The sequence below is a fragment of the Pseudomonas sp. PvP100 genome (assembly GCF_017833055.1).
Lineage (GTDB): Bacteria > Pseudomonadota > Gammaproteobacteria > Pseudomonadales > Pseudomonadaceae > Aquipseudomonas > Aquipseudomonas syringae.
The window spans coordinates 2,873,367-2,897,778 of record NZ_JAFIBO010000001.1; the positions used below are offsets into that span (position 1 = coordinate 2,873,367).

The following is a 24,412-nucleotide window of genomic DNA, read 5'->3' on the forward strand; positions in this document are numbered from 1 at the left end:
GCTCAGGCCTCGGAGGGTAAACGATAGTTGCGACCGATCGGATGAGGCTGGTTACGTGCCTTGGCCAGTTCGATCTGCTTTTGCCGGTCGATGGCGCTGCGACGCGTCTTCTCGCTCAGCGAATCCCAGCAATGCGGGCAGCTGACGCCCGGCGAGTAATGCTCGCTGGCGCGGTCCTCGGCACTGATGGGCGTGCGGCAGGCGTGGCACTGATCATAATCGCCTTCGGTCAGGTCGTGTCGCACCGTGACCCGATTGTCGAACACGAAACACTCGCCGCGCCAGTGACTTTCCTGCTCAGGGACCTCTTCCAGATACTTGAGAATGCCGCCCTTGAGGTGATAGACCTCTTCGAAGCCCTCGCCGAGCATGTAACTCGACGCTTTTTCGCAGCGGATGCCACCGGTGCAGAACATGGCGACTTTCTTGTGTACTGCCGGGTCGAAATGCGCCTTGATGTATTCCGGAAACTCTCGAAACGACGTGGTTTTCGGATCGATGGCGCCCTCGAAGGTGCCGATCGAGACTTCGTAATCGTTACGAGTATCGATCAGCAGCACTTCGGGATCGCTGATCAGGTCGTTCCAGTCCTTGGCCTCTACGTACGTACCGACGCTCTTGTTCGGGTCGACGCCTTCCACGCCCAGGGTCACGATCTCTTTCTTGAGCTTGACCTTGGTGCGATAGAACGGCTGCTCGTCGCAGTAGGATTCCTTGTGGTCGATGTCGACCAGGCGCGGGTCGTTCTTCAACCACGCCATCAGGCCATCGATGCCTTCGCGACTGCCGGACACCGTGCCGTTGATGCCCTCGTCGGCGATCAACAGCGTGCCCTTGATGCCGTTGTCGATCATCGCCTGCAACAGCGGCTCGCGCAGTTCCACGTAATCGCTGAGGGTAACGAACTTGTACAGCGCAGCCACGACGATCGGCTGAGTCATCGGCTCTTGAGTCATGTATCTCTCCAGTGGCGACCCTCGCAAAGGGCCTACCGGGTAAAAAATTGCGGACCAAAAAAACGCACCGGCCAGGCGGCGCGGTGCGGATTCTAGCAAAAACCGGAGTACAGCAGGCAGCTCGGCGGGTCAATCGCCCCGGCAAGGGGGCCGGATCAGTAAAAAGCCCTGATCAATGCCCGCCGGCACAGGTCGGCGAAGCAGGCGCTGCACCGATCTTCGACCATTCTTCAGGCGTGTACGTGTGCAGCGCCAGCGCATGAAACTCGCCCATGAGCGGGCCCAGCGTGGCGTAAACCTTCTGGTGCCGCTTGACCGAGTTCAGGCCCTGAAACTGATCACTGACCAGAACAGCCTTGTAATGGGTCTGCTGACCACGACTGTGCATATGACTCTCGTCGAGCACTTGCAGGTGGTGCGGTTGCAGCAGCGCAAGCGCCGACTCGATTCGTTGTTGCATGGTCATGATGGAAATCGCCTGTCAGGGCTTTTTGGCCGGAGCCGGAGCAGCTGCCTTGGCAGGTTCCAGTTCGGCAGTCATGTCAGCCAGCAGCTTGTTGACGACCGGAACAGCGCTTTCCAGCTTGCTCTGGGTCAACTGGGCCGACTGCTGAGCCAGCTCAGGCATCTTGGTCATCACTTTCTTGCCCAGTGGAGACTGGTAGAACGCAACCAGATCCTTCAGCTCGCTTTCGGTGAAGTTGGCGGTGTAGAGCTTGACCATCTCAGGCTTGAGCTTGTTCCAGCCAATGGCTTGGTCCAGAGCGGTATTGGCCTTGGCCTGATAAGTTTCAAGCAGGGCTTTTTTCGACGCAGGTGCCTTGGTTTCAGCAAAACGCTGAGCGAACATCTGCTGAACCTGAGCGTAGACCGGAGCGCCCAGGCGATCGGCGTTGGCAAGCTTCAGGAACGTTTCGGCGCTCGCGTTGTGACTGGCGGTGTCGGCGAAAACCTGGCCGCTGGCACAGACCAGGGCTACCGCGGTACAAATGGCACGAAGACGGGTCATCGAGTTTCCTTATCTAGCAAACGAGGCATTACCCCAGGGCCGACCATTCTGCGCTTATCTGGGCTTTTGGCTCAACCCCCGGTTCACCCAGCGGTTAAAAAGCACTGCGCGGGAACCCTGTGGGCATATGGACACCTAACCCTGCAACGTACTTAAAGGAGTAAGACCAGTGAGCCGCACCGAAACCGACAGCATTGGCCCGATCGAAGTCCCCGAAGATGCCTACTGGGGCGCGCAGACCCAACGCTCACTGATCAATTTTGCGATTGGCGACCAGCGAATGCCGCTGCCCGTCCTGCACGCGCTGACACTGATCAAGAAAGCCGCCGCACGGGTCAACGACCGAAATGGCGATCTGCCTGCCGATATCGCCCGCCTGATCGAGCAGGCCGCCGACGAAGTGCTCGACGGTCAGCATGACGCGCAATTTCCGCTGGTGGTCTGGCAGACCGGCAGTGGCACGCAGAGCAACATGAACGTCAACGAGGTGATCGCTGGCCGCGCCAACGAGCTGGCTGGCCAAGGTCGTGGCGGCAAGTCGCCAGTCCATCCCAACGATCATGTCAATCGCTCGCAAAGCTCCAACGACTGCTTCCCGACAGCCATGCACATCGCCACTGCCCAGGCGGTCAAGGAGCAACTGCTGCCCGCCATTGCCGAATTGTCCAGCGGTCTGGCCGAACAGGCGGCGCGGCACATGAAGCTGGTCAAGACCGGGCGCACGCACATGATGGATGCGACGCCGATCACCTTCGGCCAGGAGCTGTCGGGATTTGTCGCGCAACTCGATTACGCGGAAAAAGCCATTCGCGCCGCTCTGCCCGCCGTCTACGAGCTGGCTCAGGGCGGTACAGCAGTCGGCACCGGGCTCAATGCACCCAAAGGGTTTGCCGAGGCCATTGCCGCAGAACTGGCCGCGCTCTCAGGCCTGCCATTCGTCACCGCCCCCAACAAGTTCGCCGCGCTGGCCGGTCATGAGCCACTTGCTGCGCTGTCCGGCGCATTGAAGACGCTGGCCGGTACGCTGATGAAAATCGCCAACGACCTGCGCCTGCTGGGCTCAGGCCCACGTGCCGGGCTGGCAGAAGTCAGACTGCCTGCCAATGAGCCAGGCAGTTCGATCATGCCCGGCAAGGTCAATCCGACCCAGTGCGAGGCCTTGTCGATGCTGGCCTGCCAGGTCATGGGCAACGACGTGACCATCGGTTTTGCCGCCAGTCAGGGTCACCTGCAACTGAACGTGTACAAGCCGGTGATCATTCATAACGTTCTGCAGTCGATTCGCCTGCTGGCCGATGGCTGCAGCAATTTCAACGAGCACTGCATCGCGGGCATGGAGCCGGATGGCGAAAAAATGGCCGAGCACCTGGAGCGCGGCCTGATGCTGGTCACCGCCCTCAATCCGCATATCGGCTATGACAAGTCGGCGCAGATTGCCAAGAAAGCCTACACCGAAGGTCTGACCTTGCGCGAGGCGGCATTGGCGCTGGGTTACCTGACCGATGAAGAGTTCGACGCCTGGGTGCGGCCGGACAAAATGCTCGAGGCAGGCAGTAATGGCTGATGCCAGAAGCGGCGCAACGCCACTGGAAGGTAATGGCAAACGAATCCTGATGGTCTACGGCACGCCGAAGGCCATCAGTTTCTGTCACGCCCTGGGTGACGCCTATGCGCAGACCGCGCGTGGCGAAGGGCACGTGGTGCGGGTCATCAAGCTGGGCGAACTGGACTTCGATCCGATTCTGCACAACGGCTACGATCAGACTCAGACCCTTGAGCCCGACCTGCTCGAAGCCCAGCGTCAGATCCACTGGGCCGAGCATCTGGTCTTCGTCTACCCGGTTTGGTGGGGCGGCTTGCCTGCCTTGCTGACTGGCTTTTTCGACCGGGTACTGACACCCGGGTTTGCGTTCAAGGTGCATGGCCGCAAGCACTCATCCAATGAACTGCTTCGCGGCCGGACGGCGGAACTGCTGGTCGCCATGGACACGCCGCCGCGCTACTTTAAATGGATTTACGGCGCGCCGGCGCACCGCCAGATGGTGCGGACCATACTCGGCTTTTGCGGGATCAAGACCAAACGCCTGACCGAGTTTGCCCCGGTACACAGCGCCAGCGAACAGCAGCGCCAGGAATGGATTATTCAGGCGCAGGGGCTGGGCAGGCGCTGATCTGCCCTACCACCCGCACGTCAGGCCTGCGCAAGCCGCGCCTTGCGCGCCCTGAGGCCGGCGACCAGCGAAGGGCCAAGCGCAGTCAGCGCCGACCCGGCCACCACCAGCAGCGCACCGCCGTATCCCAGCATGTTCAACTCTTCAGCTAGCACGTAATCCGGCCACAGCCAGGCGGCAACCGCCACGGCGGTTAGCGTGACCAGGGGCGTCAGCGCCAACGTCGCACTGACCCGCGAAGCCTCCCAGTGCGCCAGCGCTTCGGCGAAGGCACCATAGGCCACCAGCGTGTTCAGACAGCAGGCCAGCAGCAGCCAGCCTTGCAACGGGCTCAACAGCAACGCTTCGGCAGGGTGCGCCCACGGCGTGAGCAACAACGCGCAAAACAGGTAGATCACCATCATCACCTGCAGCGAATTCCATACCGTCAGGAGCTGCTTCTGACTCAGCCCGTAAAACGTCCATATGGTCGAGGCCAGGAGCACCACCAGCACGCCCAGGGTGTAGTCACCCAACGAGGTGAAAAGCTCCACCAGACGCTGATTGAAAAAGAATCCGAAGCCCACCAGCAGTACCATCAGGCCGATGCCCTGCCCCAGACTGAAACGCTCCTTGAACAGAAAGATGCTGCTGATCAGCAGAAAAATCGGACCGACCTGAACCAGCAATTGCGTGGTGCCCGGACTCAGCAGGCGCAAGCCAATGAGGTACAGCACATAGTTGCCGACCAGACCGAACACAGCCAGCCCGACCAGCACCCTGCCCTTGCGCCCCAGCACTTTGAAGCTGGGCAGGCGCTTGACCGACGCCAGCCAGATGAACAACAGCGCACCAGACACAGCCAGGCGGAACCAGGTCACTGTCACAGGATCCATCACCTGCAGCACCTGCTTGAGCTTGATCGGCAAAATGCCCCACAGCAGCGCGGTCAACAGTGACAGACAAAGGCCATAGACCCAGCGACCAGACGAGATATGCATTGCAACTTCCGCAAGAGGGTTAAAACAGAACATTCATTCTAGGCGCTGATCGGCAAAGCAACAGTTACAGCTGGGTGCAGTTAACGGCGCGAATTGTGTTCCTTATTCCTGGCCGGCGTGATTGCGCTGGTAGGTCTCACTGCCCATGGCCTGAATCTGACCTTCGATCAACGCATCGAACGGCTTCAGCAACGCCTCGAACGAGGTGGGTGCTTCCAGCGTCTGCAAGGTATGCACGATGGCCTCGAGCGTCGACAAGGCCTCCGGGCCCGGCGCCTTGCGCAAGCGATAACGCGAAACAGGCACGTCGCCCGGCGTCACCCTTGGCAGCTCGGCGAGCAAGGGGTTGAGATGCAGCAGTTTGCGCGCCTTGCGCCACGTGCCATCCGGCACGACCAGCAGCGTGGGCAGTGAATCCTGCGCATAAGGCGTCAGCGTCTGCGCAGCCTCACCCGGAAACAGCAATCGAGGCTGATAACCGGGCGGATTCAGAATCCGCTGCAGATCGTCGAACACTTCACCCACCAACAACTGCGCATTGACCAGACCGAGTGCGGCCAGTCGGGCGGTGTTCAAGGCATGGCCGACTTCATCGGGATGCTGCAGGATCAACACTCGCGTGCGACTGTCCAGCTGTGGAATCAGGGCGCACAGACAATGCGTGGCAGGACGCAGACAACGTTCACAACGGGCGCGGGACATCGATGGGTACTCGGTCAATCTCACAAGGTTAAAGAGGCTGCACTGCGCGATGAATCAGCGTTGCCGCAAACCGCCTGTCGAACAGCCAGGCATTTTAAACAAATCAGCCTCCCAACGGCGGAGCAATCCGCAGCCGCAACGGCGATTTGAGCTAGCCTCATGGGTCTGGGCTGGAGAAATGAAGTACGCCTGCTGTATCTGACAAGATCCACATCAGGGGCTTTCATGAATCGCGAAGAGATCAGGCAAAAGGTATTCGACGCCCTGGGTATCATTCTAGTGGACAAGAGCGCCATTCAGGATGACGCAACGCTCGCCGATCTGGCCCTTGATGACGAGGATATCGAGCGCTTTTTCAGCGCGCTGGAGGAAGCCTTCGATTTCACCCTCCCTGAAGCCATCAGAAGACAGGCAACCGCCAGACCAGATCAGTTTGCGCTGGACAGCATCGTCAAGCTGATTTTGCATGAGCTGAAAAAGGAACCGGGAAAGTCAGAGGAAAAGCACGGGCATCAGCATTGAAAGCCGGCCCTTGTATCGGGACGCCCTGTGCGCCCCGACGAAATTCAACATGCGCATTACCCTGTGGCCAGGGTCAGGCGAGAGGCTTACCGGCGTTGGCGGCGACGATCATCGTCGGCACGAACCGGAATGGGCTGCAGTTTTGGGCGTTCTATCAGACCCAATGCAACGCCTACATCGTGGAGCCATTCTTGCAGTTTGCTATTCATAGAGCCCCCTTGAGGGAAATACTCGGCAGTCGATCCGTACTCATCACTCACTAGAGATCATAGAAGCAAATGAACTGTTAGCCGAGTGCAACGAGAAACAATTTTCCCGATGGAGCCAATGTGACATTTGTGCAGGATCGCTTCTAGTCTTTGCGACGGACGGCCTGTTACTGAACATTACGCCGACGAGTCGACCAGACTCAGTCTGGCGGACTGATCAGGCCATCGCCGTCGGTCATCGCCCGTTCCAGTAAATCGGCGGGCAGACTCTTGCTGGCGCGCGCCCCCAGCAGTTTGAGCTGCTCGCTGCGGCTGATCAGGTTGCCACGCCCTTCCGTCAGCTTGTTGCGCGCAGCCGAGTAAGCCTTGTCCAGTTGTTGCAGGCGGTTGCCCACCTCATCCAGATCCTGGATGAACAATACGAACTTGTCGTACAGCCAGCCTGCGCGTTCGGCGATCTCACGGGCGTTCTGGCTCTGACGCTCCTGCTTCCAGAGGCTGTCAATCACCCGCAAGGTGGCCAGCAGGGTAGTGGGGCTGACAATAACGATGTTGCGGTCGAAGGCTTCCTGGAAGAGGTTCGGCTCGGCCTGCAGGGCGGCAGAAAAAGCGGCCTCGATAGGCACGAAGAGCAGAACGAAATCCAGGCTATGAAGCCCTTCGAGACGCTTATAATCCTTGCCCGACAAGCCTTTGACATGGTTACGCAACGACAGTACGTGCTGCTTCAGCGCAGCCTGACCAATGACCTCGTCATCGGCAGACACATATTGCTGGTAGGCCGTCAGGCTGACCTTGGCGTCGACCACCACCTGCTTGTCGCCCGGCAACATGATCAACACGTCAGGCTGAAAGCGTTCGCCGTCCGGCCCCTTGAGGCTGATTTGCGTCTGGTACTCACGGCCCTTTTCAAGCCCGGCATGCTCCAGCACGCGCTCCAGGATCAGCTCGCCCCAGTTGCCCTGGGTCTTCTGCCCCTTCAAGGCGCGTGTCAGGTTGGTCGCCTCATCACTCAAACGCTGATTCAACTGCTGCAGACGTTCCAGCTCCTTGGCCAGGGAAAAGCGTTCGCGCGCTTCGTTCTGGTAACTCTCCTCGACACGCTTTTCGAACGACTGGATACGCTCCTTGAGCGGCGTGAGCAATTGGCCCAGCTGCTGCTGGCTGGTCTCGGCGAAGCGCTGCTCGCGCTCATCGAAAATCTTGCCCGCCAGTTCAGCGAACTGCGCGCGCAGCTCATCCCGGGACCCCTGCAGATCGTTCAGGCGCTGCTGATGGCCATCCTGCTGTTCGCGCAGCTCAGCGTTAAGCGCTGCACACTGCGCATCAAGGCGACGCAACTCTGCCTCTCTGGCGGCACGCTCATGATTCCAGTCCTGTGCCGTTTCGCGCGCGTTATCGCTTTCCTGGCGCAACAACTCGACCTCGCGGCGCAAAGCCGCCAGATCAGCCTGCTTGGCGGCATTGGCCTGACTGAGGTCGCTGACCTCGTCACGGCACGCATCCAGCTGGGCGTTGAGACCTTCCTGCGCCATTTGCGCCATGCTCAAACGCTCATCGAGCAACGCGCTCTCGGCCTGACGAGCGGCCAGACGGCGCTGCAGATGCCAAAGCAGGCCCAGCAAGGGCAACGCTGCTGCGCCAAGCCCCAGTAACAGGCTGTTCAGGTCCAGTGCCATTAAAGACTCCATGCGGGCTGAATAATAAAGGCCAGCGGCAGATTGAGTAGAGCGTGATAATGCAGCAGAAACATCATCTCGGGTGAGACGGGATCAACAGGCGGGGGCAAATCGGGGAAACGGATTGTACGCGCTTTCAGCACGGCACACAGCCCCTATTAGGGGGACATTTGCGCGGGACAATCCACAGAAGCTGTGGATAACTCAGTGGACAACCTCCCTTTAACTTCCGCAAACGCAAGCAGCATGGGGCCTGCGCTCAAACTGACGATTTTTTCACCAGCTAAAAAAAACGATGTTTTTCATTGACTTAATAATTCACCATCATAAATCAAACCCTTAGCTTCGCTTGTGACAGTGATGTCGCAGCTTGTGGCGCTAATGTGCACAACTCCTCATCAAGGCCGTTTTTGGTCATTTCATGCATTATTTATTGCGCGCCCGAACGCATCGCATTCTCAATGAATACAAGGCTTTCAGCAAGTTTTCGGTTTCTGGTTCGACATCGATGAAGAGGCATTTTGCGCATTATTCAGGGCAATGAAAGCAACACAGGCGACAAATTGCACATAGTGCGGTCCAAGCACTGCCAAAAATGCTCCCCACCCTAATGAACCAACGATTCAGTGAAGGAATCCATGAAGGAGATCGCCAAGTTCTTCCTGCTGCTGTTGGCTGTTTGCTTCGTCGCCCTGGCAGTCAGTATCGTGCTGCCACCCCCGGACGGCGGCGTGTTCGCCTACAGCGTGCTGCTGTCAGCGATCGCCCTGATGCTGATCATCTGCGGTGACCTGAGCAGCGGGCGCATCAACGCGACAGGCGACATCATGCGCGCCATCGAAAGCCGCAGGTCGCTGCGGCTTACTGTCACCGCCTACGTGCTGGGCTGCTCGATGGTTGCGTCAATCACCGTACTGATCTATAGATTGGCCGGGCACTGGTGAAGTTTTATACACTGCCACTTGCAATGTCCAGATGAGGCGGGTAATATCGCCGCCGTTAGTACCAAGCTGAAAATCAATTCCGGTCGACAAGTCCCCCGACAGACACTCCTCCATGCGACGAGAATGTTGGCAACAAGGGATCGACCACCTCGATGGTTTCCAGACATGAACCTTTCGCACTGATGCACCATTTGGGGTGACAGTGCAGTCATGGCCCTCATGGTCTGCTTCAACCAGCCTGCAATTGATCAGGATCTTCACCCGGAGCGTAGAACCTTTGCTCCTGTTGTGTTGCCTGCCCTCCTAAGTACCTACCGGTCAGCCAGAGCGCCATACGATAAAGCGCGCTTCAACTGCCTGTCTTTGTTCCAGTCAGGTTCTCCGCCCAGCCAGGCTTTTGTATCAAATGTCGGCCCGCGTTTACTGGAATCTTTATTTTTGCACGGTATTGTTCCGTGTTGCTTCAGGAAACACCTTGAATATGAATACTCAGACTCAACATGCAATTCACACATTGACCAACGCTTTTGCCCCAATGAACTGCCTGATCATGGCCGCTCGCAAAGGCTGCTTCAGTTTCACCATCGTCAATGAACATGGCATCGCCCGCCACAGCGAACGCCTGTACCCCGATCAGTACGCCAGCGCCGAACCGCTGCAGGCCGTGATCGAGCGTACCCGCCAGGCCCTCATCGCCTGACGAAAACGTTGCACCGCAAGCCAAAAGCCCCGCACTGCAAAGGCGGAGCTTTTTTTATGCGCGCTTTATAACAGTGTCATTATGCGACGATAAGGCTCTGGAACTGCGCTAATTCGAAGTTCCTACTCCTTCGGCAGGATTGTCCTACAAGAATAGCTCTAAATCGGGCTCCTCAGCCTATAGCGCGCCGTCGAAAATGTTGGTAATTTTCGACCGGTGAACAACAAGGAGTTCTAATAATGAAAATAATGACAAAAGCACTGAACCGGACAACGCTTGGACTCGCACTGGGTCTGGCCTCTTCTCAACTGCTCGCTGCCGGCTTTGCCCTCAACGAACAAAGCATCAGCGGCATGGGCACCGGCTTTGCAGGTCGCTCCTCGTCAGCCGATGACGCAAGCACCGTATTCGGCAACCCTGCCGGTATGTCCCGCATCAAACGCGAACAAATCAGCGTGGGTGCAGCGGCAGTGATCGCCAAGACCGATATCGACAATGGCCGTGGCACATTTGGCGGCAGCAACGACGGCGATATGGTTCCGGTGGTCGGCGTACCCATGGGCTACTACGTCAAACCAATCGATGATCACTGGGCATTTGGTCTGGGCGTGTACGTACCGTTCGGCCTGGTCACCGATTACGAAAAAGGCTTCGCTGGTCGCTACTGGGGTGACAAGAGTCACGTCCAGGTCGTGACCTTCCAGCCGACTGTCAGCTATGCATTCAATGACAAGGTGTCCATCGGTTTCGGCCCGACGATCAACCGTATCGACGGCGAGCTGACCTCGGCAACATTGAACGCCGCAACACCGGGCCGTAACGACGGCAAGGTGAAGATCGAAGGCGATGACACCGCAATCGGCTTCAATGCCGGTATTTTGGTGCAGGCTACCGACACCACTCGCCTGGGCCTGACTTACCACTCCAAGGTCGATTACAAGCTCAAGGGCAAGACCAAGATCGAAGGTTCGGGTTTCGGTCCTTTCGGCGGTCAGAAGTATGACGCTTCGCTGGACATCTCCACGCCTGAGTCCGTGGACTTCTCCATCACCCAGCAGATCGACGAGAACTGGACGGTCTATGCCGGCAGTACCTGGACTCGCTGGAGCCGACTGCAAGACATCACCGTCAACAACGATGGCGTCCCTGCCCTGCTGGGCGGTTCTGCCGGGCCGATCGGCACCATCAGCGAAGAACAGAACTGGCACGACACCTGGGCCCACGCCATCGGTGCTTCGTACAAGGTCAATAAAGAGTGGACGCTGCGCACCGGCTTCTCCGTTGATCAGTCGCCGACCAACAACGTCAACCGCTCCCCACGCATCCCGACGGGCGATCGCAAGATCATCAGCTTCGGTGCAGGCTGGAGCCCGACCGACGACCTGACCATCGACGTGGCGTACTCGTACCTGCGTGAAGACGAAACCAAGATCCGCGACTCCAGCGCGACCAAAGGTTCGTACAGCGCCGACTACCGCAACACCGCTCACGGCCTGGGCACTTCGGTTACCTATCGCTTCTGATAAGCAACTGCCAGGCTGAAAAAAAGCCCGCAACCAGTGATGGTTGCGGGCTTTTTAGTACGTGCCTGGTGCGCTCAGATCTGCATTGATTGACTACCGCACAGATACTCCACGTCATTGACTGACTATCGTGACGACGCTCAGCGTCGGCATGCAGTTCTGGACGCTCTGCGTCCTCTATGTGGCGCTCCGCGTCACACAAGGGCTCTGCGATGCCAGGTCGATTCAGACAAGACTCAAGCCGCCCTTTTTTGCCCCCTAAGGCTTAGACGCAATCGCCTTCTCAATGGCTGCGATCAGCTCAGGATCATCCGGCTTGGTCATGCTGGAGAAGTTGGCGATGACCTTGCCCTGGCGATCGACCACGTACTTGTAAAAGTTCCAGCGCGGCGCACTGCTTTGCTCGGCCAGCACCTTGAACAAATGGGTCGCATCGTCACCGCGCACGGCCTGCGGCTCGGTCATGGTGAAGGTCACGCCATAATTGACGTAGCAGACCTTGGCAGTCTCCTCACCATCCTTGGCTTCCTGTTTGAAGTCATTGGACGGCACGCCCAATACTTCGAGCCCCTGCCCCTTGTAGCGCTGACTCAGCGCTTCAAGGCCTTTGAACTGCGGGGCGAAGCCGCAGAAGCTGGCAGTATTGACCACCACCAGCGGCTTGCCGGCAAAGCGCTTGCACAGGTCGATGTTTTCCTTGGCGCGCAGCTTGGGCAACTCGCCTTGCAGCAACGGCGGGCAGTCGGCGGCCATTGCAGCACCGCTCATGGCCAGCAGCAAAAGAGGGATCGAAAAAAAGCGAATGTTCATCATGGCGGCCCTGAATATTGTTTTGGTCTGCCGACACGCTACCCCATGCAGGAGCGTCTGCCTAGCAAGCGCCCATTCCCAATTGCAATGCGCCCAGCCCGACATGCTGCCAGGCCCACCAGAGCAATCCCAGCACCACGGCGCCCACCAGCAGCGCCGCCAGCAGAGGCCAGCGCCGACTCATGCCAGACCGCCCTGCGCCTGCAATCGTGCCACCGGCCGCTCGCGCACCGGCCAGTTGAGCGCCGCGGCGAGTAGACTCAGCAGTATCGAGACTTGCCAGATCAGGTCGTAGCTACCGGTGCGGTCATACACCAGCCCGCCCAGCCAGCCACCGAGGAAGGCGCCTAGCTGGTGAAACAGGAAGACAATGCCGCCCAGCATTGACAGGTTGCGCACACCGAACAGTGTCGCGACCGTACCGTTGGTCAGCGGCACGGTCGACAACCACAGCAAGCCCATCGCCACGCCGAACAGATACGCTGTGGTCTGGCTCAAGGGTATCCAGAGAAACATCACGATCACCACCGCACGCAACAGGTAAAGCACGGTCAGCAGTCGGGGCTTGGACATGCGCCCGCCCAGCCAGCCTGCTGTGTAGGTGCCGAAGATATTGAACAGGCCGATCAGGGCCAGCACTGTAGTGCCGACCTTGGCGGGCAAGTGCTGATCCACCAGATAGGCCGGCAAATGCACGCCAATGAACACCACTTGAAAGCCGCAGACAAAGAACCCCAGCGCCAACAGCCAGAACCCCGAATGCGAGCACGCCTCACGCAGCGCCTCGCCCAGGGTCAATTCGACGCCGGTGGATACGCTCGGCGTATCCTTGAGCATACCCACCAAAGGCAGGATCAACGCCACCATCACGCCCAGCACCAGCAAGGCACCGGACCAGCCCAGCCAGTTGATCAAACCCAATGTACCGGGCAGCATGGCGAACTGACCGAATGAGCCGGCCGCGCTGGCGATCCCCATGCCCATACTGCGTTTTTCCGCAGGCAGCGCACGCCCCACGACACCCAGAATGACCGAAAACGATGTGCCGGACAGACCGATACCGATCAGCAGACCGGCGCTCAATGAAAGGCTGAGGGAAGAATCGGCGGTACTCATGCACAACAGACCTGCGGCATACAGTACACCGCCGACGAAGACGACTTTCGCCGCACCAAATCGATCGGCCAGCGCCCCGGCGAATGGCTGTGCCAGGCCCCACATCAGATTCTGTAGGGCAATGGCAAAGGCAAAGACTTCACGTCCCCAGCCAAACTCGGCGCTCATGGGTGCCAGAAACAGACCGAAGCCGTGCCGCGTGCCCAACGAAAGCGCAAGAATCAGCGCACTCCCCAGCAGAACCCAGCCACTGGTACGCCAGATCGATGTCATGGTTAAGCTCCCTGCGCTTTGTGTTACATGGTTTTACCCGCGATTCGCGAAGCTACGCGCTGCCGGTAAAAGCTGTCAACAAAGCGATGCGCAGGGTCTCAAAGCAGCGCCAGCGTCAGCAGCACCGTCAACTCCAGCAGCTCAAGCAAAGCCCCGGCTGTATCACCGGTGCATCCGCCCAGACGTCGCATCATCAGCTGCCGCAACCAGAAGAAGCAGGCGGCGCAGACCAGCAATACCATTACCCCTGACCAGCCGGCGAGCAGCACGCACGCAATGGCAGTGGCGAGCAAAACCTTGCGTCCAGGGCCACGCGGCAGGTGATCGGCCAGCGCCTGCCCCAACCCGCCGGAACGCACATACGGCGTCCCCAAAAACAGCCCAAGCATGGCAGCGCGCCCGATCACCGGTGCCAACAGCAGCCAGACACTGGCATGGCTCTCGATCAGCGCCAGAATCGCGGCAAACTTGAGCAGCAGCACCAAGACCAGCGTGACCACGGCGATAGGCCCGCTGCGTGGATCTTTCATGATCTTCAAGGTGCGTTCACGGTCACCGAAGCCGCCCAGCCAGGCGTCAGCACTGTCGGCCAGACCATCCAGATGCAGGCCGCCGCTGAGCAATACCCAGGCAGTGAGTACCAGCGCGGCGTGCAGCATCAGCGGCGCACCACTGAGCAGCGTGTTGAAACCCAGCAGCAGTGTGCCGAACACCGCCCCCACCAACGGGTAGAACAGCAAAGAACGCCCCAGCTCTTCGGGACGCGGCATACCAGGCAGCCTGATCGGCAGGCTGCCGAGAAATTGCAGAGCGATCCAGAACGGCAGCATCTCAGATCTCCGTGAGTACGCGATCAGCAGCGACCTGAATCGACAACAGCGCGCCATGCCCGACCACCACCTGCAACAGTTGCTCACGCGGCAAACCACGCGCCTGCGCCACCAGCAGGCGCATGACACCACCATGACTGACCAGCAACACGCGCTCACCGGCATAAGCCTGATGCAGACGCTCAACGGCACTCAATACGCGATTCGAGAAATCCAGCACCGGCTCGCCGTTGGGAGGTGTGAAGGCGTAGGGATCCGCCCAGAACAGCCCCAGGCCCTCGGCATCGGTCTCCATGAGTTGCGCAGGGCTGTGCCCTTCCCAGTCACCGAAATGCAGCTCCTGCAAACCCGGCTCCAGGTGCAGAGGCAACGACAAGCGCTGCGCCAGCTCTTCGGAGAAATGTGCGCAACGTTGCAGCGGCGAGCTGACGATCCGCGTCCAGGGGCCGCCACCCGCCACTGCCGCACGCATCTGCTGCCAGCCAGACTCGTTCAGAGCGTCGTCGATGCTGCCGCGCAGGCCGCCGCCCAGTTCGGTTTCGCCGTGACGCAACAAGTCCAGGTGCAAGGTCATGCGGGACGATCCGCCACAGCCGCTTCGGCAAACGTCGCCATGCCGTTGTGCAGCTCGCACGCCAGGCGCACCAGCGGCACCGCCAGTGCGGCACCGCTGCCCTCGCCCAAACGCAAACCGAGGTCCAGCAACGGTTCGGCCTGCAGCGTTTCCAGCAGATGCCGATGGCCCGGTTCGGCGCCCCGATGACCGAACAGCAGCCAGTTACGGCAGGAAGGGTTCAGGCGTACCGCCACCAGCGCGGCCACGCTGCAAATGAAACCGTCGACCAGTACCGCAATTCCTTCCTGCGCGCAGGCCAGGTACGCACCAGTCAGTGCGGCGATTTCGAAGCCGCCCAGACAGAACAGGCTGCTCAGCGGGTCACCCGCCTGCTCGGCGTGCAATGCCAGTGCGCGCTCAATGACGTGGGTCTTGTGCTGAATACCCTCGGCGTTCAGCCCGGTGCCCGGTCCGACCAGCAATGGCGCGGCGCACTCCAGCAGCGAGCAGGCAACTGCGCTGGCGGCTGTGGTGTTGCCGATGCCCATCTCGCCACCGATGAACAGTTCGGTGCCGACAGCTTTGGCGCGCAATACGCTGTCACGCCCGGCCTGCAGGGCGGCGAGCCCCTGCTCGACACTCATGGCCGGCCCCTGGGCAAAATTGGCGGTGCCCGCGCCAATGCGCAGATGGCGCACCCCGGGCAGATCCATTGGCGACACGGTGCCCAGATCGACCACGTCCAGTTGCGCGGAGAGCTGACGCGCCAGCACGCTGATCGCGGCGCCGCCGTTGACGAAGTTGTGCAGCATCTGACCGGTGACTTCCTGTGGGTACGCCGACACACCTTCAGCGACGACACCATGATCAGCGGCAAAAATCGCGATCCACAGTTGATCGACGGCCGGAAGCTCACGTCCCTGCAGACCGGCCAGCTGTACCGCCAGGCGCTCCAGTTGTGCCAGTGAACCGGCGGGTTTGGTCAGTTGCTGCTGACGGGCCAGTGCCGCCTCGCGCATTGGCACATCAATGGCCTGTGCAGGCTTGAGCCACCAGGAATTACTCATAGCGCGGTTCCTTTCAACGTCAGGGGCAAGCCGGCAACGGTCAACACGACACGCTGGCAACGCTCGGCCAGCGCCTGATGCAACAGGCCGGCTTCATCGACATAGCGACGGGTCAGTTCGCCAAGCGGCACGACGCCGAGCCCGGTTTCGTTGCTGACAAAAATGATTTCACCCGGCAGCCCGGCAAGGTTGTCGAGCAGGGATTCACGTTCTTGAAGCAGGCGCTCGGGGTTGTCGAGCATCAGTAGATTGGTCAGCCAGAGGGTCAGGCAATCGACCAGCAGGCAGCAATCGGGCGCCGCGTTTTCGCGCAGTACCCGCGCCAGTTCGATCGGCTCTTCGACCAACCCCCAGTGCTCGGGACGGCGTGCGCGATGGCTGGCAACACGCTGATTCATTTCGCCGTCCAGAGGCTGACTGGTGGCGATGTACGTCACCCTCAGCGCGCTGTCGGCAGCCAGTTTTTCCGCCAGACGACTCTTGCCGGAGCGCGCGCCGCCGAGGATCAATTGCAGCATTCAGTTCGCCTCCAGGCCACACAGTTCGCGAAGCAATGGGCCGTCCAGGTGCTTTTCCACCAGGTCCGCCAGACGTTCGATGTCGCGCTCGCGCAAGGCGTGATAATCGACGGACTGCACGTTCGTCAACCCCGCCCAGCGCAGCAACGCGCTACAGGCAGCAGGTGATTCGAACAGGCCGTGCAGGTAAGTCCCCAGCACCTGGCCATCGGCACTCTGCGCACCATCGCAACGCCCGTCGTCCAGTTGCACGGCAGCCTGCTCCAGCGCCGGCCCTGTCGTTACCCCGGCATGAATTTCGTAACCGCTGACCTCGGCGTCTTCCAGGGTCAGACGACCGCGCACATTGCGCAGTTGCTTTTCCGCTTCCAGCACCGTGCTCATTGCCAGTAGGCCAAACCCTGGGCTGGACCCGGCTGCGCCTTCCAGCCCGAGTGGATCGTGTACCTGCTCACCGAGCATTTGCAGGCCACCGCAAATCCCCATCAGCTTGCCGCCATAACGCAAATGCCGCTCGATGGCGGTGTCCCAGCCATTGTTGCGCAGGTAGTTGAGATCGCTGCGCACACTCTTGGAACCGGGCAGAATGATCAGGTCCGCAGGAGGAATCGCCTGGCCGGGGCCGATGAATTGCAGATTGACCTGAGGGTGCAGGCGCAACGGATCGAAATCGGTGTGATTACTGATGCGAGGCAGCACCGGGACCACCACGTTCAGCACATGCTCGACCTTGTCGGTCTGACGCTGGTCCAGGCCGTCTTCGGCCTCCAGGTGCAGATCCATCACGTAGGGCAGCACGCCAACCACCGGCTTGCCGGTGCGCGCTTCCAGCCAGTCCAGGCCCGGCTGCAACAAGGCGATGTCGCCGCGAAAACGGTTGATGATGAAACCCTTGACCCGCGCCTGCTCGCTGGGCGACAGCAGCTCGAGCGTGCCGACCAGATGGGCAAACACCCCGCCACGATTGATGTCGGCAATCAGCAGCACCGGGCAGTCGACCGCCTCGGCAAAGCCCATGTTGGCGATATCGTTGGCGCGCAGGTTGATCTCGGCCGGAGAACCCGCGCCCTCGACGACAATCACCGGATAGCTCTCACCCAGGCGCCGATGCGATTCCAGCACTGCCTGCATGGCGATCTCTTTGTAGCCGTGATACGCCACCGCGTTCATGGTGGTCACGGCGCGGCCGTGAATGATCACCTGCGCGCCGGTATCACTGTTGGGCTTGAGCAGCACCGGGTTCATGTCGGTGTGCGGTTCGAGGTAGCACGCCTGGGCCTGCACGGCCTGTGCGCGACCGATCTCGCCGCCGTCTGCCGTCACCGCGCTATTGAGCGCCATGTTCTGCGGCTTGAACGGCACAACCTTGACGCCCTGACGAGTCAGCCAGCGGCACAGGGCCGTCACCAAGGTGCTCTTGCCGGCATCGGAAGTGGTGCCTTGTACCATCAGCGTGCTCATGGGTATTCCTTGCGGTATTCAAGCAGAACATCGTGCAGCCGCAGCCAGTCGGCCTCGTCGCAGGGCAGACCGAAACGCAGACTGGACGACTCGGAGCTGTCACCCTTGAACAGGCGCAGCAGCACGCCACGCTGCGCACAAAACTCATAGAGCGTCTGCGCTTCAGGGGTCACCAGCCATTGGAACAGCGCGCAGCCGCCTTGCGGGCTCAGACGGTAGCGGTCGAGCAACGCCACCAGCCGCTCGCGGGCCTGCTCACAACGCTCACGCTGGCGCGTCTGCCCCTGCTGATCGCTAAGGCACACCTGACCGATGATCCGGGTTGGCCCACTGACCGACCAAGGCCCGATTTCCTGCGCCAGCATCCTCAACAGCACCGGCTCGGCCATGACAAAACCAAGCCGGACGCCGGCCAGGCCGAAAAACTTGCCAAACGAACGCAGGACAATCAGTCCGCTGCGCCACGTCTCGGCCGCCAGGCTCATGCCCGGCGTGTTATCCATGAACGCTTCATCGACGACCAGCCAGCCACCGCGCTCGGCCAGTCGCGCATGCCACTCCAGCAGGCGCTCGGCGCTCAGGTGCAGGCCGGTCGGGTTGTTGGGGTTGACCACCACCAGCACGTCCAGGCTGTCGAGGAAGTAGTCGACCTCCTGCTCACCCACCTCACGGACCACGAAGCCGTTCTTGCGCCAGGCATGCGCGTGCTCTGCGTAGCAGGGCGACAGTACGCCAACTCTCCCTCCGCTGCGCACCCGTGGCAGCGCCTGAATCGCAGCCTGCGAACCGGACACCGGCAATAACCGGGACACGCCGTAATAAGTGCAGGCCGCCGCTTCCAGACCATCGTCAGTCTCGGGCAACCGCGCCCAGGCACGCGTCGGAATCTCCGGGATGGGCCACGACCAGGGCGCGATCCCGGTGGACAGGTCCAGCCAGTCGGCCAGAGGGATACCGTAATGCTGCGCCGCCGCGCGCAACCGCCCGCCGTGCTCAAGCATAAAATTCAGCCGCCACGCAGATGACCAGCAGCCATAACCAGACGCCGCGCTGCACCAGTTGCCAGCCGCGATCGATCGAGTCCGCATCGGCAGGCGTACCCTCACCCAGTTGCGGGCGCTGATGCAGCTCGCCGTGGTAGATCGCCGCGCCACCCAGCTCGACACCCAGCGCGCCTGCGCCAGCGGCCATTACCGGGCCGGCATTCGGACTATCCCATGCCGGAGCCTGCGTACGCCAGCAACGCAGCGCCAGTCGGGTCTTGCCCAGCAAGGAATAGGTCAATGCCACAAGACGTGCGGGAATATAGTTGAGCAGATCATCGATCTTCGCCGCAGCCCAGCCAAAACGCTCAAAGCGCTCATTGCGGTAACCCCACATGGCGTCCAGTGTATTGCTCAGCCGGTACAGCACCACGCCGGGCGCGCCAGCCACCACGAACCAGAACAGCGCCGCGAACACCGCATCGCTGCCGTTCTCCAGCACCGACTCGGTGGCTGCGCGGGCGACTTCGGTAGCGTCCAGCTCAGTGGTCTGGCGACTGACCAGATAACCGACCCGCTGACGTGCTTCGACCAGATCATCACTGCGCAGCGCTTGCGCCACCGGCTGAACGTGCTCACCCAGGCTGCGCATGCCCAGCGCGCAATACAGCGCCAGAATATCGAACAGCCAGCCCACGCCAGGCAACCAGCTCAGCAGCGTGGCCAGCAGCGTCAGGGGTACAACGGTGATGACCCAGGCAGTAACGCCATGACTGCGCCAGCCACGGCCGCCACTGTTGAAGCGCTGCTCGACCCGACTGGCGAAGTTGCCGAACGCCACCAGCGGATGCCATCGTTTTGGCTCACCGAGCAGCGCATCCAGCGCGACCCCGGCGACGCTCAACAGCGCCACACTCATTGACTCACTCCCCATTGATTCTCGTACAGCAGCTCATGCAGCGGACGCGCCTGCGCCCAGCCTTCCATCACCAACATTGGCGCAGGATAAAATTCCTTGACCGGGCCCAGACATATGATCGCCAGCGGCTTGGCGCCGTCAGGCATGCCCAGCAGTTCGGCCAGCGCCTCGGGGTCGAACAGCGACACCCAGCCCATGCCCAGGCCTTCTACACGCGAGGCCAGCCAAAGGTTCTGGATCGCGCAGGACAGCGAGGCCATGTCCATTTCCGGCAAGGTGCGACGGCCGAAAATGTGCTGCTCTCGCCCTTCCATCAGCGCGGCGACCAGCACTTCTGCACAGTCGTTGATGCCTTCGACCTTGAGCTTCATGAACTCGTCGGTTCGCTCACCCAGCGCCTCGGCGGTACGAATACGCTCGTCCTCTACCTGCGCCTGCATCCTGCCGCGCAATAACGGGTCGCTGATGCGGATGAAGCGCCACGGCTGCATCAGCCCGACGCTGGGAGCCTGGTGCGCGGCCTCCAGCACGCGTGCCAGCAGTTCGGGCGCGACCGTGCCGCCGATGAAGTGGCGCATGTCGCGACGTTCGGCGATGGCGCGGTACACCGCAGCCCGCTCTTCGGGGCTGAACGCTTGCTCGGTCATGGTTTGAACAGCGCCGCTATCGCCCGAGGGCAGGACGGAAAATAGAAATGCACGTAGGACGCGGTCAGGCGACCCAGGCGATAAACCGCTTCTGCGCCGCGTCCGCCATTGGGGCTGACGCCGCGCGCGATCGGCTGCAGCTCGGTGCTGGTCAGCGAATGATGATAAGTGTGACCGTGCAGCGTGCCCTCGGGCAGCTCGACGGCTTGCAAAGCCAGCGCAGCCAGACGCTTCTGCATGACGGCTTCACCGGACAGCAAACCGACCAGTTCGGCACGCACGCCCTCGACATCGGTCAAGGCTTCGAGCAAATAGAGCATGCCGCCGCACTCGGCCAGAATCGGCTTGCCGGCAATATGGTGAGCCCTGATCGAAGCCTGCATCGCGCCATTGGCGGCCAGCGCGACGTGGTGCAGCTCCGGGTAACCACCTGGCAGGTACAGGCTGTCGGCGTCGGGCAACTCGCGATCATGGATCGGCGAGAAGAAACTCAGCTCGGCACCCATGTTCCTCAGCAGGTCCAGACTCGCGCCATACAGAAAGGCAAAGGCCTCGTCGCGCGCGATGGCGATGCGTACGCCGCGCAGCAGCGGCTCGACCTGAACCGGGTCGGGCGCAGTGAAGGTCACGGCCGGCGGCAAGGCCACTTCACAGGTGCTGGCAAGCGCCGCAGCCGCCATGTCCAGACGCACGTCCAGATCGTTGAGCTCACTGGCCTGGACCAGCCCCAGATGGCGGCTGGGCAGTTCGAAGCCGACTTCCCGGGACAGTGCGCCGTACCAGCGCAGGCCTTCGGTCAGGCTGTTCTCCAGCAATTGCGCATGGCGTACCGTGCCGACGCGATTGGCCAGCACACCGGCGAACGGCAGATCAGGCTGATAGCGCGCCAGGCCCAGCGCCAGTGCGCCAAACGTCTGCGCCATGGCCGTGCCGTCGATCACGCCGAGTACCGGCACGCCAAAATGCCGGGCCAGGTCGGCGCTCGACGGCGTGCCATCGAACAGGCCCATGACCCCCTCGATCAGGATCAGGTCCGCCTCATCAGCCGCTTCCCACAACAAGCGACGGCTTTCATCCGCACCGACCATCCACATGTCCAATTGATAGACCGGCGCGCCACTGGCCCGCTCGAGAATCATCGGGTCGAGGAAGTCCGGGCCGCACTTGAACACCCGGACCTTGCGCCCCTGGTTGCGGTGCAGGCGTGCCAGTGCAGCGGTCACCGTGGTTTTGCCTTGCCCGGAGGCAGGCGCAGCAATCAATACTGCCGGGCAATCACGCGGGGCTCTCATTGCAATGCGCTCAATGATGAAGGGTTCACAGCTCGATACCTTTCTGCGCACGAATACCGGCCTGAAACGCGTGCTTGACCACGCCGATCTCGGAAACGGTATCGGCCAGGTCGATCAATTCGGCTTTGGCACCGCGGCCAGTCACCAATACGTGCTGCATCGGCGGACGTGCCTGCAGATCGCTCAGCACCTGTTCGAGGTCGAGGTAGCCATGTTTGAGGGCGATGTTCAGTTCGTCGAGCACCACCAGACCAATGGCCGGGTCGCGAAGCATTTCCTGAGACACAGCCCAGGCGGCTTCAGCGGCGGCGATGTCACGCTGGCGATCCTGGGTTTCCCAGGTGAAGCCCTCGCCCATCACGTGATAGCGCACCTGCTCGGGGAAACGGCGGAAAAACATTTCTTCGCCGGTGCTGTTGCGGCCCTTGATGAACTGCACCACACCACACTGCATGTCGTGGCCCATGGCCCGGGCGAGCATGCCGAATGCCGAACTGCTCTTGCCCTTGCCATTGCCGGTCAATACCAGCAGCAGGCCGCACTCGTTGGGCGAGCTGGCAATACGCTGGTCCATGAAGGCTTTCTTGCGCTGCATGCGCGCCAGATGGCGTTCGTCGCGTTCGGGGGATTCGTTCATCTGGGTTCTCCGCTCGGGGCAGGCGACAACAGACGGAAGGACAGCACTGGACAGCACGGCAACGCCCTGCACAGAACATCACCCTCCGTGATGTCATTGAATGATTCAGGCCGGTCTCCGGGCTCATGAGCGGGTCACCCCGGCTGCGCGCCTTCCCATGTCGAAACACAGTGGCGTCAGGCACAGCCTTGACTCATTTACCGTTGCGGGGGCAGCGCCGGGATCAGATCTGTCGACCCACACCGGCTTCCCTGTTTCACTCTGCCAATCGAGGATTGCAGAGCACCTGAAACAAACCGCGAAGGGTAGAGGGTTGGACCGGGAGCGTCAATCGACACCGTCGCCGCGGAACGTGATTGAACCTAGCGGGTTGGCGGTGCCTCTATCAGTTACTGGACCACGCCTTTGTTAATGGAGATCGATCATGTTCAAACTCAGACCCCACTACGCAGTGTTGCTGCTGGTCGCCGGCGGCCTCGCTGCCTGCGGCGAGTCGTCGAGCCTGCAAGTCTCGGATGGAACAGGCCCCTCGCCCAAGCTGCCGGAGCCCAACAAGACGCTGATTCCGACCGTCAACATCGCACCCGCCGTAGGCTGGGAAAAAGGCGCCAAGCCGGTCGCCGCGCCGGGCACACAAGTGGCTGCGTTCGCCGAAAACCTTGATCACCCGCGCTGGCTGTATGTGTTGCCCAACGGTGACGTGCTGGTGGCAGAAACCAATTCGCCCGCCAAACCGGATGACTCCAAAGGCATTCGCGGCTGGGTGATGGAAAAAGTCATGGGCCGCGCCGGTGCCGGTGTGCCCAGCGCCAACCGCATTACCTTACTGCGCGACGTGGACAAGGACGGTGTGGCAGAGACCCGCACGGTTTTCCTGCAAAACCTCAATTCGCCGTTCGGCATGACCTTGGTGGGCAACAAGCTGTATGTCGCCGACACCGACCGCCTGATCAGCTTCCCGTATGAATCCGGGCAGACCTCGATCAGCGCGCAAGCGACCAAGGTCGTCGACCTGCCGGGCGGTACGCTCAATCACCACTGGACCAAGAACGTCATCGCCAGCAAGGATGGCAGCAAGCTGTACGTGACCGTGGGCTCCAACAGCAACGTGGCCGAGAACGGCATGGACAAGGAAGAAGGTCGTGCGGCGATCTGGGAAGTGGACGCGGCTACCGGTAACCACCGGATCTTCGCTTCCGGCCTGCGCAACCCCAACGGCATGGATTGGGAACCGAAGACCGGCAAACTGTGGACGGCGGTCAACGAGCGCGACGAGATCGGCAGCGATCTGGTGCCTGACTACGTGACCTCGGTGCAGGACGGCGCATTCTACGGCTGGCCTTACAGCTACTACGGCCAACACGTCGACGAGCGCGTCAAGCCGCAGAACCCGGCACTGGTCGCCAAGGCGATTGCCCCGGATTACGCAGTCGGTCCACACACCGCCTCGCTGGGCCTGGTGTTCGCCGACGGCAAGACACTGGCTGCACCGTTCAACGAAGGTCTGTTCATTGGCCAGCACGGCTCGTGGAACCGCAAACCGCACAGCGGCTACAAGGTGGTGTTCATTCCATTCAGTGGCGGCAAACCCAACGGCACACCGGTCGATGTGTTGACCGGTTTCCTCAACAAGGATGAAAAAGCCATGGGTCGTCCGGTTGGCGTAGTCAATGATCAGCGCGGCGGATTGCTGGTGGCCGACGATGTCGGCAACAAGATCTGGCGCGTGACATCCGCCAAGGCTGTTCAGTAACGCCGAGCGTAGAGATTTGACGCAGAGCGTCGCACGATAGTTGAGATCATCGCTCCCTACGCTCCAGCACTCGGCGTTACACACAAGTCCTGGAGAGCCCGGAATACGTGCCTTTCAGGGTTCTGCCCGAAGGGCGTAGGAGCGAACTTGTTCGC

Annotated in this window: 27 protein-coding genes and 1 riboswitch; of the genes, 7 read left to right on the forward strand and 20 right to left on the reverse strand. The window is 60.9% G+C overall.

The window, feature by feature from the left end; genetic code table 11:
• Positions 1–2 precede the first annotated feature (2 nt).
• The 3 genes from JOE39_RS12220 to JOE39_RS12230 form a co-directional block, all read right to left on the reverse strand.
• Positions 3–941: a rhodanese-related sulfurtransferase gene (locus tag JOE39_RS12220; RefSeq protein WP_003424746.1), complete on the reverse strand. Its 939-nt coding sequence runs from the start codon at positions 939–941 to the stop codon at positions 3–5.
• A 187-nt stretch (positions 942–1,128) separates the two neighbouring features.
• Positions 1,129–1,422, reverse strand: a complete 294-nt coding sequence (locus JOE39_RS12225; RefSeq protein ID WP_003314638.1) for a BolA family protein — start codon at positions 1,420–1,422, stop codon at positions 1,129–1,131.
• A gap of 15 nt (positions 1,423–1,437) precedes the next feature.
• The gene (locus JOE39_RS12230) at positions 1,438–1,965 is read right to left on the reverse strand and encodes a DUF2059 domain-containing protein (RefSeq protein ID WP_003314637.1); all 528 of its coding nucleotides are present in this window, start codon (positions 1,963–1,965) and stop codon (positions 1,438–1,440) included.
• Positions 1,966–2,134: 169 nt separating this feature from the next.
• Between JOE39_RS12230 and JOE39_RS12235 the strand changes: the two genes are divergently transcribed.
• Together JOE39_RS12235 and JOE39_RS12240 are read left to right on the forward strand one after the other, a co-directional pair.
• On the forward strand, positions 2,135–3,529 hold the full coding sequence (locus tag JOE39_RS12235) for a class II fumarate hydratase (RefSeq protein WP_003342769.1): 1,395 nt from the start codon (positions 2,135–2,137) through the stop codon (positions 3,527–3,529).
• Positions 3,522–4,136 carry an NAD(P)H-dependent oxidoreductase gene (locus JOE39_RS12240; RefSeq protein ID WP_003342771.1) on the forward strand — a complete coding sequence of 205 codons (615 nt, stop codon included), beginning with the start codon at positions 3,522–3,524 and terminating at the stop codon, positions 4,134–4,136. The genes JOE39_RS12235 and JOE39_RS12240 overlap by 8 nt, the downstream gene beginning before the upstream one ends.
• A gap of 20 nt (positions 4,137–4,156) precedes the next feature.
• Here the strand turns inward: JOE39_RS12240 and JOE39_RS12245 are convergent, their stop codons facing one another.
• Together JOE39_RS12245 and JOE39_RS12250 are read right to left on the reverse strand one after the other, a co-directional pair.
• Complete coding sequence (locus JOE39_RS12245; protein ID WP_003314634.1) at positions 4,157–5,116, reverse strand: DMT family transporter; 960 nt, start codon at positions 5,114–5,116, stop codon at positions 4,157–4,159.
• A gap of 102 nt (positions 5,117–5,218) precedes the next feature.
• Positions 5,219–5,818, reverse strand: a complete 600-nt coding sequence (locus tag JOE39_RS12250) for a DTW domain-containing protein (protein WP_074908542.1) — start codon at positions 5,816–5,818, stop codon at positions 5,219–5,221.
• Between the two features lie 225 nt (positions 5,819–6,043).
• Between JOE39_RS12250 and JOE39_RS12255 the strand changes: the two genes are divergently transcribed.
• Entirely contained in the window at positions 6,044–6,340 is a 297-nt protein-coding gene (locus JOE39_RS12255; protein WP_003342779.1) for a hypothetical protein, read from the forward strand.
• A gap of 86 nt (positions 6,341–6,426) precedes the next feature.
• On the opposite strand, the gene JOE39_RS26540 is transcribed toward JOE39_RS12255, so the two are convergent.
• Positions 6,427–6,549 carry a PA1414 family protein gene (locus tag JOE39_RS26540; RefSeq protein ID WP_003418154.1) on the reverse strand — a complete coding sequence of 41 codons (123 nt, stop codon included), beginning with the start codon at positions 6,547–6,549 and terminating at the stop codon, positions 6,427–6,429.
• A gap of 200 nt (positions 6,550–6,749) precedes the next feature.
• The gene (gene rmuC / locus JOE39_RS12260) at positions 6,750–8,114 is read right to left on the reverse strand and encodes a DNA recombination protein RmuC (protein WP_161420716.1); all 1,365 of its coding nucleotides are present in this window, start codon (positions 8,112–8,114) and stop codon (positions 6,750–6,752) included.
• 752 nt (positions 8,115–8,866) lie between these two features.
• Between rmuC and JOE39_RS12265 the strand changes: the two genes are divergently transcribed.
• The 3 genes from JOE39_RS12265 to JOE39_RS12275 all read left to right on the forward strand — a co-directional run bounded on the left by JOE39_RS12265 (position 8,867) and on the right by JOE39_RS12275 (position 11,395).
• Positions 8,867–9,172 (forward strand): hypothetical protein, encoded by a 306-nt coding sequence (locus JOE39_RS12265; protein ID WP_003314630.1) that lies wholly within the window; start codon positions 8,867–8,869, stop codon positions 9,170–9,172.
• Between the two features lie 481 nt (positions 9,173–9,653).
• Positions 9,654–9,872: a hypothetical protein gene (locus JOE39_RS12270; protein ID WP_002554588.1), complete on the forward strand. Its 219-nt coding sequence runs from the start codon at positions 9,654–9,656 to the stop codon at positions 9,870–9,872.
• A gap of 248 nt (positions 9,873–10,120) precedes the next feature.
• Complete coding sequence (locus JOE39_RS12275) at positions 10,121–11,395, forward strand: outer membrane protein transport protein (protein ID WP_003314629.1); 1,275 nt, start codon at positions 10,121–10,123, stop codon at positions 11,393–11,395.
• A gap of 258 nt (positions 11,396–11,653) precedes the next feature.
• Here the strand turns inward: JOE39_RS12275 and JOE39_RS12280 are convergent, their stop codons facing one another.
• The 13 genes from JOE39_RS12280 to cobO form a co-directional block, all read right to left on the reverse strand.
• Positions 11,654–12,205: a glutathione peroxidase gene (locus JOE39_RS12280; RefSeq protein WP_003314628.1), complete on the reverse strand. Its 552-nt coding sequence runs from the start codon at positions 12,203–12,205 to the stop codon at positions 11,654–11,656.
• 61 nt (positions 12,206–12,266) lie between these two features.
• Positions 12,267–12,389, reverse strand: coding sequence for a hypothetical protein (locus JOE39_RS26475; RefSeq protein WP_003314627.1), 123 nt, complete (start codon positions 12,387–12,389; stop codon positions 12,267–12,269).
• The gene (locus tag JOE39_RS12285) at positions 12,386–13,585 is read right to left on the reverse strand and encodes an MFS transporter (RefSeq protein ID WP_162488815.1); all 1,200 of its coding nucleotides are present in this window, start codon (positions 13,583–13,585) and stop codon (positions 12,386–12,388) included. The genes JOE39_RS26475 and JOE39_RS12285 overlap by 4 nt, the downstream gene beginning before the upstream one ends.
• 107 nt (positions 13,586–13,692) lie before the next feature.
• Positions 13,693–14,424 (reverse strand): adenosylcobinamide-GDP ribazoletransferase, encoded by a 732-nt coding sequence (locus JOE39_RS12290; protein ID WP_046719131.1) that lies wholly within the window; start codon positions 14,422–14,424, stop codon positions 13,693–13,695.
• 1 nt (position 14,425) lies between these two features.
• Positions 14,426–14,998 (reverse strand): alpha-ribazole phosphatase family protein, encoded by a 573-nt coding sequence (gene cobC, locus JOE39_RS12295; RefSeq protein WP_003393748.1) that lies wholly within the window; start codon positions 14,996–14,998, stop codon positions 14,426–14,428.
• On the reverse strand, positions 14,995–16,047 hold the full coding sequence (gene cobT, locus JOE39_RS12300; RefSeq protein WP_003393747.1) for a nicotinate-nucleotide--dimethylbenzimidazole phosphoribosyltransferase: 1,053 nt from the start codon (positions 16,045–16,047) through the stop codon (positions 14,995–14,997). The genes cobC and cobT overlap by 4 nt, the downstream gene beginning before the upstream one ends.
• Positions 16,044–16,565, reverse strand: coding sequence for a bifunctional adenosylcobinamide kinase/adenosylcobinamide-phosphate guanylyltransferase (gene cobU / locus JOE39_RS12305; RefSeq protein WP_003314622.1), 522 nt, complete (start codon positions 16,563–16,565; stop codon positions 16,044–16,046). Before cobU ends, cobT begins: the two co-directional genes overlap by 4 nt.
• A complete protein-coding gene (locus JOE39_RS12310) occupies positions 16,566–18,026 on the reverse strand; it encodes a cobyric acid synthase (RefSeq protein WP_003393744.1) in 1,461 nt (486 codons plus the stop codon).
• A complete protein-coding gene (cobD, locus tag JOE39_RS12315) occupies positions 18,023–19,027 on the reverse strand; it encodes a threonine-phosphate decarboxylase CobD (RefSeq protein ID WP_003314621.1) in 1,005 nt (334 codons plus the stop codon). The genes JOE39_RS12310 and cobD overlap by 4 nt, the downstream gene beginning before the upstream one ends.
• Positions 19,020–19,928, reverse strand: coding sequence for an adenosylcobinamide-phosphate synthase CbiB (gene cbiB, locus JOE39_RS12320; protein WP_096115738.1), 909 nt, complete (start codon positions 19,926–19,928; stop codon positions 19,020–19,022). Before cbiB ends, cobD begins: the two co-directional genes overlap by 8 nt.
• Positions 19,925–20,575 (reverse strand): 5,6-dimethylbenzimidazole synthase, encoded by a 651-nt coding sequence (gene bluB / locus JOE39_RS12325; protein ID WP_096134535.1) that lies wholly within the window; start codon positions 20,573–20,575, stop codon positions 19,925–19,927. Before bluB ends, cbiB begins: the two co-directional genes overlap by 4 nt.
• Complete coding sequence (locus tag JOE39_RS12330) at positions 20,572–21,867, reverse strand: cobyrinate a,c-diamide synthase (RefSeq protein WP_003393738.1); 1,296 nt, start codon at positions 21,865–21,867, stop codon at positions 20,572–20,574. Before JOE39_RS12330 ends, bluB begins: the two co-directional genes overlap by 4 nt.
• 25 nt (positions 21,868–21,892) lie before the next feature.
• Positions 21,893–22,504: a cob(I)yrinic acid a,c-diamide adenosyltransferase gene (gene cobO / locus JOE39_RS12335; RefSeq protein ID WP_003393737.1), complete on the reverse strand. Its 612-nt coding sequence runs from the start codon at positions 22,502–22,504 to the stop codon at positions 21,893–21,895.
• A 90-nt stretch (positions 22,505–22,594) separates the two neighbouring features.
• Positions 22,595–22,809: riboswitch (cobalamin riboswitch) on the reverse strand.
• Positions 22,810–22,928: 119 nt separating this feature from the next.
• Here cobO and JOE39_RS12340 point away from each other — a divergent pair.
• Positions 22,929–24,257, forward strand: coding sequence for a sorbosone dehydrogenase family protein (locus JOE39_RS12340; RefSeq protein WP_210077315.1), 1,329 nt, complete (start codon positions 22,929–22,931; stop codon positions 24,255–24,257).
• Positions 24,258–24,412 lie beyond the last annotated feature (155 nt).